Genomic DNA, 13,556 nt, shown 5'->3' with positions numbered 1-13,556 from the left:
GTTTCGCGGCGCGATGCCACCCCGCCCGCGATGTCGGTGGGGCCGAGCAGAATGGATGCCATGACCTCGTTCGATCCGGCTCGGTACCTGCCCGACGACCTGCTCGCGCGCATCCGTGAGCGCGCCGTGGTGCACGACCGCGAGAACACGTTCCCTCATGACGACCTCGACGAGCTGCGGAAGGCCGGGTATCTCGGCATCCTGGTGCCCAGCGAACTCGGCGGCACGGGGCTGAGTCTCGCCGAGGCGTCGCTCCTGCAGCAGCGCCTCGCCGGGGCGGCGCCCGCCACGGCCCTGGCGGTGAACATGCACCTCGTGTGGACCGGCGTCGCGAAGGTGCTGAGCGATCGTGGGCTCGACGATCTCGCCTTCGTCCAGCGCGGCGCGGCCGCGGGCGAGGTGTTCGCCTTCGGTATCAGCGAGGCGGGCAACGACCTGGTCCTGTTCGGCAGCGACACCGAGGCTCGCCCTGACGGGCGGGGCGGCTACACGTTCACGGGGACGAAGATCTTCACCTCGCTGTCCCCCGTCTGGGACCACCTCGGTGTGCACGGGCTCGATGAGACCTCGCCCGAGGGCCCCCGCATGGTGTTCGCGTTCCTCGACCGCAGCGACGACGTCGTCGCCCGCGACGACTGGGACACCCTCGGCATGCGCGGCACGCAGAGCCGCACGACCGAGCTTCGCGGTGCACACGCTCCGGCCGACCGGGTCATCCGCCGCGTCGTCCCGGGGCCCCAGCCCGATCCCCTCGTGTTCGGCATCTTCGCCGTCTTCGAGATCCTGCTGGCGTCCGTCTACACGGGCATTGCGCGGCGGGCCATCGAGCTCGCGGTCGAGGCGGCGACCTCGCGCCGATCCAAGAAGACCGGGACCACCTATGCGAACGACCCCGACATCCGGTGGCGCGTCGCCGATATGGCGCTCGCGTACGACGCGCTCCCGCCGCAGTTGGCCTCGCTCGCCTCCGACGTCGACACCCTCGTCGACCACGGCGCGCGCTGGTTCACCCTGCTGTCGGGCGTGAAGTATCGCGCCGTCGCCATGGCGAAAGAGGTCGTCGACGACGCCATCCTCGTCGGCGGCGGTTCGGCGTACTTCTCACGCCACGAGCTCAGCCGGTTGTACCGCGACGTCCTCGCCGGCATGTTCCACCCCTCCGACTCCGAATCGGCGCACTCCACCGCGGCGACGGCCTGGCTCGGGCCGGTGACCGACTGATGGCGCGCACGCCGACCCGGGCGCTGAGCCCGGCCGACCAGGAGCGCCGCCGCGCTCTTCGGGTGATGAAGGGGGTCGCTCTCGGCGCGCTGATCGCGATGGCCCTCGTCTTCGCCGTGTCGTTCTCGCTGCAGCGCGAGGTCGAGTGGTTGCAGTACGTCCGCGCGGCGGCCGAGGGCGGCATGGTGGGCGCCCTGGCCGACTGGTTCGCGGTCACCGCGCTGTTCCGGCACCCGCTGGGCCTTCCCATCCCGCACACGGCGATCATCCCGCGACGAAAAGACGAGATCGGGCGCCAATTGGGCGAGTTCGTCGAGACGAACTTCCTCGAGGGCGACGTCGTGCGCACCAAGCTCGAGTCCACGCCCCTCTCGGCGCGGGCCGGGGCCTGGCTCACCGATCCCGCACACGCCGAGCGCGTGGCCGCCGAGGGCGCGACGCTCGCGTCGAGCGTCCTCACCGCGCTGAGCGACGACGACGTGCAGGGTCTCATCGAAGACCTCGCCCGCGAACATCTCCTCTCCCCCGACTGGGGCCCCTCGATCGGCGGATGGCTCGAACGCGTCGTCGGCTCGGGCGCTCACCACGGCGCCGTGGATCTCGCCCTCGACAACATCGCGATCTGGCTCGGCAACAACCGCGACACGTTCCAGGGGCTGGTCTCGCGTCGACTCCCGGCCTGGGTGCCCAGCATGGCCGCACGGCTCGTCGACGACACCGTGTACCGCGAAGCGGTGCAGTTCGTCGATGCGGTGCGCGCCGATCCTCGGCACCAGGCGCGCGGTGCGATCGACGGTTATCTCGGGAGACTGGCCGACAGCCTCCAGCACGACCCGGCGACGATGGTGCGTCTCGAAGAGGCGAAGGCCGCGGTCTTCGACAGCCCGCGGGTGCGGCAGTTGGCGGCCGACGCCTGGAACACCGCCAAGGCCGGCCTCCTGCGTTCGCTCGCCGACCCTGAGAGCGCCCTGCGTCGCCGCGCCTCCGCCGCCCTCGCCGAGGTCGGCGTCCGCCTGCAGCGCGACGAGGCCTTGCAGAAGCGGGTCGACGGCTGGGTCACCGATGCGGCGGTGTTCGTCGTGGGGCGGTACCGGCACGACATCGCGTCGATCATCACCGACACCGTCGAACGCTGGGACGCCGAAGAGACCACCGAGAAGATCGAGCTCATGGTCGGGCGCGACCTGCAGTACATCCGTCTGAACGGCACGATCGTCGGTGCTCTCGCAGGCCTGGTGATCTTCACGGTCGCCCACCTGGTGTGGGGATCATGACGGTTCGCGCACTCGCTGGCCGAAACTGCTCGCGTCACGCCGCCCCTCGCCGCCGCCGCGTGAGTAGCCTGGTGCGCGTGAGCGACGGTTCGGGCACGGAGTCCCTCTTCACCTACGGGACGCTGCAGCTGCCCGAGGTGCAGCTCGACACCTTCGGGCATCGCGTCGAGGGCGCAGAAGACGCCCTGGCCGGCTACCGCCTCGAGTGGACCGACATCGCCGACGAAGGGGTTGCGCGCCTGTCCGGCCTCGACCGGCACCCGATCCTGCGCCGCACCGACGACCCCCGCGACCGCGTGTTCGGACGCGTGCTGCGCGTGACGCCCGAAGAACTCGACGCCGCCGACGAGTACGAGGTCTCGCTCTACCGCCGCGCCTCCGTCGTCCTGGCCAGCGGCATCCGCGCCTGGGTCTACGTGGCCGCATGAGCGCCCTGTCCGTCGACCCGCTCTGGCCGCGCGCCGGGGACTGGCCCGCCCCCGATGAGAAGACGGCGCCGGATGCCGTCCTGCTCGGGGTCCCCGCGTGGCGCACGTCCCTCTCCCCGACCGGCGCGGGCGAGACACCGGCGGCCGTGCGCGAGGCTCTCCGGCGCTTCTCGCCGACGGTGCTCGGCCCCCCGCCTCTCGATCTCACCGCCGCACTGACCATCGTGGACGCCGGCGACGTCGACGACCCCGACGGGCGTGACGGCGAGGCGCGCGTGCGCGCAGCCGTGGCGGCGCTCTCGGCGGCCCGTCTGGTGATCGCCCTCGGCGGAGACAACTCCGCCACCTACGGTGTCGCCCAGGGACGCGGAGTCGGGGGTCTGATCACCCTCGACGCGCACTTCGATCTCCGCGACGGAGAGTCGAACGGCTCCCCCGTGCGGCGACTCATCGCCGACGGTCTCGACCCGCGCCGCATCGTTCAGATCGGCATCGCCGACTTCGCGAATTCGGCGGCGTACGCGCAGCGCGCTCTCGACGCGGGCATCACCGTCATCACGCTCGACGAGGTGCGTCGCCGCGGCATCGACGAGGTCGTCGCCGAGTCGCTGCGCATCGCCCGCGGCACGGGCGCATCGCCGGCGAACGGACCCGTGGGGTGGGCGGAGGGCCACGCGGTCGCGTCCCCGACCGGTGACCCGACGACCCGGATCTCCGCCCCCGCGCCGGGCGATGCCGCGGCAGCGGCCTCCGGCATCCACCTCGACATCGATGTGGACGTGTGCGACCGCTCGGTCGCCCCGGGCTGCCCCGCGAGCGTCCCGGGCGGACTCGCCGCCTGGGAGTTGCGCGCCCTCGTGCGCGGGTTGGCCCGAGACCCCGGCGTGACGAGCGCCGACATCGTCGAGGTGGATGCCACGGCAGACACTCCCGACGCCCGCACCGTGCGATTGGCCGCGCTGTGCGTTCTGGAGCTCCTGGCAGGAATGGCGGAAAGACGATGATCCAACTGGTTCTGGCGCGGCATGCGAAGTCGGACTGGGCCGACGAGGGTCTCGACGACCACGACCGTCCCCTCAACGACCGCGGCCGACGCGATGCACCGGCGATGGCCCGGACCGTCGTGCGCAAGGGCGTCCGCCCCGAGGTCGTGCTCTCGAGCACGGCGCTGCGCGCCCGACAGACCGCCGAGGCGTTCGCTCGCGCGTTCGATGCCGAGGTCGTCGAGCACGCCGAGCTCTATCTCGCCGAGCCCGCGCAGCTGCTCGCCTCCGCGCGCGCCGCAGGGGTCGACGAGGTGATGGTGGTCGCTCACGACCCCGGGATGAGCGCCCTGGTGTCGCGCCTCGCCGATCGCGATGAGCGCATGGTCACGTGCGCGGTGGCGATCTTCACGTGGCACGAGGGAACGTGGGACGACGTCGACGCCACCCCTCCCGACGAGTTCGAACTGCTGACGCCCTGAGGCCGGCCACCCGCCGTCCGCCCGCCCTGTCTCAGACCTCGGCCCCGTCCTTCCACACAGTCCGCACGAGGGGCACACCCGGCCGGTAGGCGAGGTGCACGCGGGTCGGGGCCTCGAGCAGCACGAGGTCGGCGCGCGCGCCGGGACGGATCACGCCCACATCCGTGCGCCGCAGTGCTCGCGCACCGCCCGCGGTGGCGGCCCACACCGCCTCGGCAGGCGTCATCCCCATCTCGCGCACGGCGAGGGCGATCATGAGCGGCATCGAGCTGGTGAAGCTCGATCCCGGATTGCAGTCGCTCGCGAGCGCGACCATCACTCCCGCGTCGAGAAGGTGCCGCGCGTCGGGGTACGGCTGGCGCGTCGAGAACTCCACCCCCGGCAGCAGGGTCGCGACGGTGTCGGATGCGGCGAGCGCGGTCACGTCCGCATCCGAGACGAAGGTGCAGTGATCGACGGAGGCGGCGTCCAGGGACACGGCGAGTGCCACCCCGTCCCCGGCGCCGAGCTGGTTTCCGTGCACCCGGATGCCGAGCCCCTTCGCCCGGCCCGCCTCGAGCACGCGCCGGCTCTGGGCGGCCGTGAACGCGCCGGTCTCGCAGAAGACGTCGACCCAGCGGACGAGCGGCGACACGGCGTCGAGCATCTCGCCCACCACGAGGTCGATGTACTCGTCCGCGCGCCCGGCGAACTCGGGCGCGACGACGTGGGCGCCGAGGAACGTGACCTCGTCGGTGACCTCCGCGGCGAGTCGCGCGAGCCGCAGCTCGGTCGCGACGTCGAGGCCGTAGCCCGTCTTGATCTCGAGCGTCGTCGTTCCCTGCGCGCGACACTCGGCGACGAGGGAGCGCACGCGCTGGCGGAGTTCGTCGTCGGAGGCGGACCGTGTCTCGGCGACGGTGGTGCGGATCCCTCCCGCCGCGTACCGCTTCCCCTCCATGCGCGCTGCGAACTCCTCGGCCCGATCGCCGCCGAAGACGAGGTGCGTGTGGCTGTCGACGAACCCGGGGATCACGGCGCGACCGCCGGCATCGATCACCTCGATCCTCGCGTCGGCGGTGAGGCCCGCGGCATCCGAAGCTTCGGTCGTCAGCCCCGTCCACTCCACGCGCCCCGCGCGCACGAGGACCGCCGCGTCGCGCAGCGTTCCGCAGGGGTCGCCCGCGACGGGGACGTTGGTGGTGAGCTCGCCGACGTTCGTCAGCAGGAACGCGCGTTCGGCTCCGTCGGCCCCCGCCTCGCCACTGGGCAGCGCGGGAGCGCTCACCACATCGGCACCGGTCAGCGCGGGAGCGCTCACCACATCGGCACCGTCAGGCCGCGCTCGGCCGCGACTTCGCGAGCGCGGTCGTAGCCGGCGTCGACGTGGCGCATGACTCCGGTGCCCGGGTCATTGACGAGCACGCGGGCGAGCTTCTCGGCGGCGAGCTCGGTGCCGTCGGCGACGCACACCTGTCCCGCGTGGATGCTGCGGCCGATCCCCACCCCACCGCCGTGGTGGATCGACACCCACGACGCTCCGCTCGCGGTGTTCAGCAGGGCATTGAGCAGGGGCCAGTCGGCGATGGCGTCCGAGCCGTCGGCCATGGCCTCGGTCTCGCGGTAGGGCGAGGCGACAGACCCCGCGTCGAGGTGGTCGCGGCCGATCACGATGGGTCCCGACAGCTCGCCCGCGGCCACCATCTCGTTGAACTTGAGGCCCGCCAGGTGGCGTTCCTGGTAGCCGAGCCAGCAGATGCGCGCGGGCAGGCCCTCGACCTGCACCTGCTTTCCCGCCTTGTCGAGCCAGCGGTGCAGCGCTGCGTCCTCGGGGAAGAGCTCGGCCACGGCGCGGTCGGTTTTGGCGATGTCTTCGGGGTCACCCGAGAGCGCGACCCAGCGGAACGGCCCCTTGCCCTCGGCGAACAGCGGACGGATGTACGCGGGCACGAAACCGGGGAACGCGAACGCGCGGTCGTAGCCGCCGAGCTCCGCCTCGCGGCGGATCGAGTTGCCGTAGTCGAACACCGCCGCCCCGGCATCCTGGAACCCCACCATCGCCTTCACGTGGGCCGCCATGCTCTCGCGCGCGCGGCGGGTGAAGTCTTCGGGGTCACGGGCGGCTTCGGCCTGCCACTGGTCGACCGAGACGCCGACCGGCAGGTACGACAGCGGGTCGTGCGCGCTGGTCTGGTCGGTGACGATATCGATCCGGATGCCGCGCGCCAGAAGCTCCGGGAACACCTCGGCCGCGTTGCCCTCGACGCCGACCGACAGCGCCTCACCCGCCTCGCGTGCCGCGGTCACCCGTTCGATGGCCGCGTCGAGATCGGAAGCGACCTCGTCGAGGTAGCCGTGGGCGACGCGGCGGTCGAGACGCGTGCGGTCGACGTCGACGATGAGCACCGCTCCCCCGTTCATCGTCACGGCGAGCGGCTGCGCCCCGCCCATGCCGCCGCACCCGGCGGTGAGGGTGAGGGTGCCGGCGAGCGACTCGCGGCCGAGCGAGGTGGCGACGGCCGCGAACGTCTCGTACGTACCCTGCAGAATGCCCTGCGTGCCGATGTAGATCCAGGACCCGGCCGTCATCTGCCCGTACATCGTGAGCCCCAGCTCTTCGAGTCTGCGAAACTCGGGCCACGTCGCCCAGTCGCCCACGAGGTTCGAGTTCGCGATGAGCACGCGCGGCGCCCACTCGTGCGTGCGGAATACGCCCACCGGCTTGCCCGACTGCACGAGCAATGTCTCGTCGGGCTCGAGCTCGTCGAGCGTGCGCACGATCGCGTCGTACGCCTCCCACGATCGCGCGGCCCGGCCCGTGCCGCCGTAGACGACCAGGTCGTCGGGACGCTCGGCGACCTCGGGGTCGAGGTTGTTCATGAGCATGCGCTTGGCGGCCTCGGCGCCCCAGCTCTTCGCGGTGCGCTCGGAGCCGCGCGCCGCGCGGATCGGAGAGCGGGGAGCGGATGCCGGGACCCCGGCGATCGCTGCGGTCGCGGTGTCCGTTCCCGGCTCCACCGCCGATCCGGCGCTCGGTTCTGAGGTGCCGACTTTGGGCGAGATGTCAACCGGCGTCGCGCCGGTCGTTGTCGTGTCGGTCATGGCGGATCTCCTTCGATCGGGCGGATGGTCGGGGCGGACGCGGCCTACGCGGTGACGGCCCCGCCGGGGATGCGAGCGAGCGCGGCGCGGGCCACCGCGCCCGAGGCGACGAGGTCGGTGACCGCCTCGATCTCGGGCGAGACGAAGCGGTCGGGGCCGGGGCCCTCGACCCGCATACGGACGAGGTCGCGGACGGCGCCGGTGGCCGCCGCGGGCTGGAGAGGCGCGCGCAGGTCGAGGGCACGGCATCCGGTCAGCACTTCGATCGCCAACACGCGGGCGAGCCCGTCGATCGCGCGACGGAGCTTGCGGGCACCCGCCCACCCCATCGAGACGTGGTCCTCCTGCATGGCGCTCGAGGGGATCGAGTCGACCGAGGCGGGGGCAGCGAGTCGCTTGAGCTCCGACACGATTCCCGCGGCGGCGTACTGCGCGATCATCAGGCCCGAGTCGACCCCCACCTCGTCGGCGAGGAAAGGCGGCAGCCCGTTGCTCCGCGCGACGTCGAGCGCGCGGTCGGTGCGGCGCTCCGACATCGACGCCACGTCGGCAACCGCGATCGCGAGGAAGTCCAGCACGTACGCGACGGGAGCGCCGTGGAAATTGCCGTTCGACTCGACGCGCCCGTCGACGGTGACGACAGGGTTGTCGACGGCGGAGGCCAGCTCGCGCTCGGCGACCTGCGCCGCGTGGGTCATCGTGTCGCGCGCGGCGCCGTGCACCTGGGGCGCGCAGCGCAGCGAGTAGGCATCCTGCACGCGCGTGCACTCGGGCCCGCGGTGGCTCGCGACGATGGGCGAGCCGGCGAGGAACGCGCGGAGGTTCGCCGCGGATGCCGCCTGGCCGAGCTGCGGGCGGAGCGCCATCAGGTCGGCCGCGAACACGGCATCCGTCCCCAACTGCGACTCGATCGAGATCGCCGCCGAGACGTCGGCTGTGGTGAGCAGCATCTCGAGGTCGTGCAGGGCCAGCAGCAGCATGCCGAGCATGCCGTCGGTGCCGTTGATGAGGGCGAGGCCCTCCTTCTCGCGCAGGGCGACCGGGGCGATCCCCGCGGCGGCGAGCGCGTCGGCGGCGGATCGCAGGTCACCTGTGGCATCGCGCACCTCCCCCTCGCCCATCACCGCGAGGGCCACGTGCGACAGCGGAGCGAGGTCACCCGAGCAGCCGAGCGAGCCGTACTCGCGCACGACGGGGGTGATCCCGGCGTTGAGCACGGCGGCGTAGGTCTCGACGACAATCGGTCGCACGCCGGTTCGGCCGGTCGCGAGGGTCTGCAGGCGCAGCAGCATGAGGGCGCGCGCGACCTCGCGCTCCACCTCGGAGCCGGTGCCAGCGGCGTGCGAGCGGATGAGGCTCGCCTGCAGCTGGGCGCGCCGGTCCTCGGCGATGAAGGTCGTCGCCAGCGCACCGAAGCCGGTCGAGATCCCGTAATGCGGCTGCGGGTCGTCGGCGAGCCCCTCGATGAGGGCGCGGGTGTCGGCCACCCGCTGCAGAGCGTCGTCGTTCACCGTCACCCGCGCGTCGTGGCGCGCGACGGCGACGACGTCCTGGGGGGTGAGGGGCTGGGATCCGACGGTGACGCTCGTGTTCATACGCCGATTCCACCGCGCCGAGCGCCCCGGAACGACGGGGTTCTGGCATCCTGTGTCTGCCATGTCAGACATTCCCCGTCCGCAGGTCCCCGCCGCCGACCAGACGTTGCGGATCCTCTCGCTGCTCGCGCGCCAGCCCGGCCCGATGGCCGCACAGTCGATCTCCACGACCCTCGGCATCCCCCGCTCGAGCGTCTATCACCTGCTCGCGACCCTCGAACAGCACGGCTACGTCGTGCACCTGCCCGGCGATCGACGGTGGGGTCTCGGCACCGCGGCGTTCGAGCTCGGCGGCGGCTACGCCCGGCAGCAACCCCTCGCCCGCCTCGGCCGGCCGCTGCTGGCAGGGCTCTCCGACCGGGTCGGCGAGTCCGCGCACCTCGCCGTGCTGGCCGGCCGCGACGTGCTGTACATCGTCGAAGAGCGCGCCCCGCGTCGCCCCGCGCTCGTGACCGACGTGGGCGTGCGCCTGCCCGCGCACCTCACCGCGACGGGTCGGGCGATGCTCGCGGCGCTTCCTCGCGAGCAGGTGCGGGCGTTGTTCCCGGATGCCACGGCCCTCACCCAACGCCACGGCGCCGGCCCCGCGACCCCGCGCGAACTGCGCGAGGTGCTTCGGCTGGTGCGGGCAGACGGCCACGCGAGCGAGAACGGCGAGGTGACGCCCGGATTCCGCTCCGTCGCCGCCGCGGTGCTGGATCACGCCGGGTGGCCCGCCGCGGCCGTCGCGATCACGTGGCCGGCCGACGGCCCGCCGCGCGAGGCCGCGGCACTGGCGTCAGCGGCATCCGGAACCGCCGCCGAGCTCGCCCGTCGCATCGGCCGGCACGCCTGAGGCGGGTGCCGCCCCGGCGCACCACCGCAGCGCGTCAGCGCACCACCAGCCGCGGCTCCACCAGCACGTGCGCAGCTCCCGCCGTCGGGGCGCGGGGGGCGACGACCGTGCCGTTCTCGCCCATGAGCAGGTCGAGCGCTCCGGATGCCACCTTCTCGGGCAACTGCTCGACGCTCGACAGGCCGAGCGCCTCCACCGCGGGGGTGTTGTCGAAGCCGATGACCGTGATGTCGGGGCGGCCGGCGAGGGTGACGGCGAGGTGTGCGCCGATCGCGAGCGAATCGCTCGCGCACACGATGCCCGTCACTCCCGGGTCCGCGGCGAGCCCTGCGGCGACGACGTCGCGTGCGGCCGAGACGTTCTCTTCGACGACCCACCGCGGTCCCGAAGCCGCGCTCTCGCGCCATCCGCGTTCGCGTTCGTCGCCGGTGCCGGATCCGCCCGGCCAGCCGAGGAAGGCGATCTGCGAAGAACCCTGACCGAGCAGGTGCGCGGTCGCGGCGCCCGTGCCGGCCGCTCCGTCCACATCGACCCAGAGGTGCGCGGGAGCTTCGACGTCATCCTCGCCCCACGGCCGTCCGAACGACACGAACGGCAGGGCGCGCTCGAGCAGCCACCCCGTGCGCGGGTCGCCGTGGAAGGTGCCGGTGATGACGACGGCATCCACCTCTCCCCCCTCCAGCAGGTCGCCGAGGCGCGCGATCTCCTCTTCGGGGGTGCGCGCGGCGTACAGCAGCACGCGCATGTCGCGCTCGCCCGCGCGTTCGGTGAGGGCGTGCACGAAGCGGTCGAGCACGACGCCCGAGATCCCCCCGGCGTACGGATCGAGATGGATGCCGATGGTGGAACTCCGACGCGTGCGCAGGCGACGGGCGGCGGCGTGAGGGCGGTATCCCAGCTCGGCGATCGCGGCTTCGACGCGCAGGCGGGTGGCCTCGCGCACGATGTCGGGGGTGTTCACGACGTTCGACACGGTCTGCCGCGAGACGCCGGCGACGCGTGCGACGTCGTCGACGGTGGGCGCCTTCGCCATGCCTCGTCTCCCCCGTGCCGTGGCCGGTGCCCCGCGGCATCCGGTTCTTCAGATCCTCCGACGCCGGCGCGCTCCGCGCCGACGCGCGTGCAGGCCTGACGGTCAGACCGACAGCCTAAGGGGGCGAGCAACCGCTTGACAGGAAACACCGCCGTTCTTTACCGTAGTCGAACCGTCATTTGAACGATCAAAAGGGACGGCCCTCCGAGCACCCGGAGGGGTCGCATGCCTCATCGAAGGAGAGAGACACATGACACGGCACACCGCCCGGAACTGGCTCGCCGCCGGCGCACTACTCGCCACCGGAGCGCTCACGCTCACCGCGTGCGGCTCGGGCTTCAACGACACCCCCGGCGAGTCCCAGGCCTCGGGCTCGGGCAAGCTGAGCATCCTCATCGGCTCCTCGGGCGACGCCGAGACCAAGGCCGTCACCGACGCCGTCGCCGCCTGGAGCCAGCAGTCGGGCGTGCAGGCCGAGGTCCAGACCGCCAACGACCTCCCCCAGCAGCTCTCGCAGGGCTTCGCCGCAGGATCCCCGCCGGACCTCTTCTACCTCGCCCCCGAGGCCCTCGCCGGCTACGCCGCGAACGGCTCGATCGCCGCCTACGGCGACGACCTGGCGAACAAGGACGACTTCTATCCCTCGCTCGTCGACAATTTCACCGTCGACGGGAAGTTCTTCTGCGCACCCAAGGACTTCTCGACCCTGGCCCTCATCATCAACACCGACCTCTGGTCGGCGGCAGGGCTCACGGATGCCGATGTGCCCACGACCTGGGACCAGTTGGCATCCGTCGCCCAAAAACTCACCACCGACGGCCGCGTCGGTCTCGCGTTCGGTGCCGAGTACCAGCGCGTGGGCGCGTTCATGGCCGAGGCCGGCGGCGGGCTCGTCACCGACGGCAAGGCCACCGCCGACAGCTCCGCCAACGTCGAGGCGCTGAACTACGTCAAGACGCACCTGAACGACGGCACGTTCGCCTTCGCGTCCGATGTGGGGGCGGGCTGGGGCGGCGAGGCGTTCGGCACCCAGAAGGCCGCGATGGTCATCGAGGGCAACTGGATCACCGGCGCGATGTCGGCCGACTACCCCGGCGTGAAGTACAAGGTCGCCGAGCTGCCCGCCGGTCCCGGCGGCAAGGGCACGCTGCAGTTCACCAACTGCTGGGGCATGGCCGCCGACAGCGGCAACCAGGAGCAGGCCCGCTCGCTCGTCGAGTTCCTGACCTCGACCGACCAGCAGCTGGCGTTCTCGAAGGCCTTCGGCCCGATGCCCTCGATCCAGTCGGCCGCCGACGCGTGGAGCACCGCGAACCCCGACCTCACGGCGTTCCTCTCCGGTGCCGAGTACGCGCAGTTCCCGCCGAACATGGCCGGCGCCGCCGACGTCATCACCGACTTCAACGCTCAGCTGGAGTCACTGAAGACCGGTGACCCGCAGGCGCTGCTGAAGACGGCGCAATCCAACCTCGAGGCCATCACCACGCAGCCATGAGTGCTCTCACCTCAGCGCCGCGTCGCGCCGGATCCTCCTCCCCGGGGATCCGGCGCGGCGAGGCCGCCGCCGGCTGGCTGTTCACCGCCCCCGTGCTGATCATCCTGGGCGTGTTCCTGCTCGTCCCCGTGCTCATGGCACTGTGGGTGAGCTTCTCCGACTGGACCGGGCGCGGCAGCCCCTTCTCGTCCAACGTCGGCTTCGTCGGCCTCGACAACTACGCCGCGGTCACCACCGGCGGCGGGCTCGCCGAGCGCGACTTCGGCACGGCGCTGCGCAACAACGCCTGGTACGTGCTGCTGGTCGTGCCGCTGCAGACCGCGCTGTCGCTCTTCCTCGCTGTGCTCGTCAACCGCGCGGTCCTGCGCGGACGGGGCCTCTTCCGCACCGCCTTCTACTTCCCTTCGGTCACGAGCTCGGTGGCCATCACCGTGCTGTGGCTCTTCCTCTTCTCGGCATCCGGTGCCGTCAACGAGGTGCTGTCGTGGCTCGGCATCAACGGACCGAACTGGTTCAGCGATCCTTCGGGCGTCGTCCACAACCTCCTCGGAGCCGTGGGCATCACCAGCGGTCCGGCCTTTCTCACCGGCAACACGATGCTCGGCGTCTCGTGGTGGGACTGGCTCGCCGGACCCTCGGTCGCGATGTCGGCCTTCATCCTCATGGCCGTGTTCACCACCTCAGGAACCTTCATGCTGCTGTTCATCGCGGGCCTGCAGAACATCGGCGCCGACGTGCAGGAGGCCGCGATGATGGACGGCGCGAACGGGTGGCAGCGCTTCTGGCGCGTGACCCTGCCGCAACTCAAGCCCGTGCTGTTCACGGTGCTGACGCTGGGCCTCATCGGCACGTGGCAGGTGTTCGACCAGATCTACACCGGCACCCAGGGCGGCCCCGGAAAGACCACACTGACGCCCGCCTACCTCAGCTACTCCTCGGCCTTCCTGTCGCAGCAGTGGGGGCAGGGCGCGGCGATCGCGTTCGTGCTCTTCGTCATCATCGTCGCCCTCACGATCCTGCAGCGCTTCGTGCTGCGCGACCGCCCGGTCTCGCGCCGACGCCTGCGCCAGTACGAGATGCCCGCGCAGAAGGGGGTGCAGCGATGACCGCCACGGCCTCTCCCCAGACC

Annotated in this window: 12 protein-coding genes; 8 read left to right on the top strand and 4 right to left on the bottom strand. The window is 71.9% G+C overall.

Features of this window, described 5'->3' with window-relative positions:
• Positions 1-60: 60 nt before the first annotated feature.
• The 5 genes from QBE02_RS15765 to QBE02_RS15745 all read left to right on the top strand — a co-directional run bounded on the left by QBE02_RS15765 (position 61) and on the right by QBE02_RS15745 (position 4,388).
• On the top strand, positions 61-1,221 hold the full coding sequence (locus QBE02_RS15765) for an acyl-CoA dehydrogenase family protein (RefSeq protein ID WP_279366548.1): 1,161 nt from the start codon (positions 61-63) through the stop codon (positions 1,219-1,221).
• The gene (locus tag QBE02_RS15760) at positions 1,221-2,495 is read left to right on the top strand and encodes a DUF445 domain-containing protein (protein ID WP_279366547.1); all 1,275 of its coding nucleotides are present in this window, start codon (positions 1,221-1,223) and stop codon (positions 2,493-2,495) included. Before QBE02_RS15765 ends, QBE02_RS15760 begins: the two co-directional genes overlap by 1 nt.
• Positions 2,496-2,572: 77 nt before the next feature.
• Complete coding sequence (locus QBE02_RS15755; RefSeq protein WP_056229800.1) at positions 2,573-2,923, top strand: gamma-glutamylcyclotransferase family protein; 351 nt, start codon at positions 2,573-2,575, stop codon at positions 2,921-2,923.
• Complete coding sequence (locus QBE02_RS15750; RefSeq protein WP_279366546.1) at positions 2,920-3,927, top strand: arginase family protein; 1,008 nt, start codon at positions 2,920-2,922, stop codon at positions 3,925-3,927. Before QBE02_RS15755 ends, QBE02_RS15750 begins: the two co-directional genes overlap by 4 nt.
• On the top strand, positions 3,924-4,388 hold the full coding sequence (locus tag QBE02_RS15745; RefSeq protein ID WP_074696712.1) for a SixA phosphatase family protein: 465 nt from the start codon (positions 3,924-3,926) through the stop codon (positions 4,386-4,388). Before QBE02_RS15750 ends, QBE02_RS15745 begins: the two co-directional genes overlap by 4 nt.
• Before the next feature lie 31 nt (positions 4,389-4,419).
• Here the strand turns inward: QBE02_RS15745 and hutI are convergent, their stop codons facing one another.
• The 3 genes from hutI to hutH all read right to left on the bottom strand — a co-directional run bounded on the left by hutI (position 4,420) and on the right by hutH (position 9,064).
• Positions 4,420-5,595 (bottom strand): imidazolonepropionase, encoded by a 1,176-nt coding sequence (gene hutI / locus QBE02_RS15740; RefSeq protein ID WP_279367909.1) that lies wholly within the window; start codon positions 5,593-5,595, stop codon positions 4,420-4,422.
• Positions 5,596-5,684: 89 nt separating this feature from the next.
• Positions 5,685-7,469: a urocanate hydratase gene (locus QBE02_RS15735; protein ID WP_279366545.1), complete on the bottom strand. Its 1,785-nt coding sequence runs from the start codon at positions 7,467-7,469 to the stop codon at positions 5,685-5,687.
• Between the two features lie 44 nt (positions 7,470-7,513).
• Complete coding sequence (gene hutH / locus QBE02_RS15730) at positions 7,514-9,064, bottom strand: histidine ammonia-lyase (protein ID WP_279366544.1); 1,551 nt, start codon at positions 9,062-9,064, stop codon at positions 7,514-7,516.
• Between the two features lie 61 nt (positions 9,065-9,125).
• Here hutH and QBE02_RS15725 point away from each other — a divergent pair, with 61 nt between their 5' ends.
• Positions 9,126-9,899 (top strand): IclR family transcriptional regulator, encoded by a 774-nt coding sequence (locus QBE02_RS15725; protein ID WP_279366543.1) that lies wholly within the window; start codon positions 9,126-9,128, stop codon positions 9,897-9,899.
• A 34-nt stretch (positions 9,900-9,933) separates the two neighbouring features.
• Here QBE02_RS15725 and QBE02_RS15720 read toward each other — a convergent pair whose 3' ends face one another.
• Complete coding sequence (locus QBE02_RS15720; RefSeq protein WP_279366542.1) at positions 9,934-10,932, bottom strand: LacI family DNA-binding transcriptional regulator; 999 nt, start codon at positions 10,930-10,932, stop codon at positions 9,934-9,936.
• Positions 10,933-11,182: 250 nt separating this feature from the next.
• Here QBE02_RS15720 and QBE02_RS15715 point away from each other — a divergent pair, with 250 nt between their 5' ends.
• Both QBE02_RS15715 and QBE02_RS15710 read left to right on the top strand, forming a co-directional pair.
• Positions 11,183-12,427, top strand: coding sequence for a sugar ABC transporter substrate-binding protein (locus QBE02_RS15715; protein ID WP_279366541.1), 1,245 nt, complete (start codon positions 11,183-11,185; stop codon positions 12,425-12,427).
• Positions 12,424-13,533 carry a carbohydrate ABC transporter permease gene (locus tag QBE02_RS15710; protein ID WP_279366540.1) on the top strand — a complete coding sequence of 370 codons (1,110 nt, stop codon included), beginning with the start codon at positions 12,424-12,426 and terminating at the stop codon, positions 13,531-13,533. Before QBE02_RS15715 ends, QBE02_RS15710 begins: the two co-directional genes overlap by 4 nt.
• Positions 13,534-13,556: the final 23 nt, after the last annotated feature.

The organism is Microbacterium testaceum, from assembly GCF_029761935.1.
GTDB lineage: Bacteria > Actinomycetota > Actinomycetes > Actinomycetales > Microbacteriaceae > Microbacterium > Microbacterium testaceum_A.
This window is presented reverse-complemented; position numbering and strand designations above follow the sequence as displayed.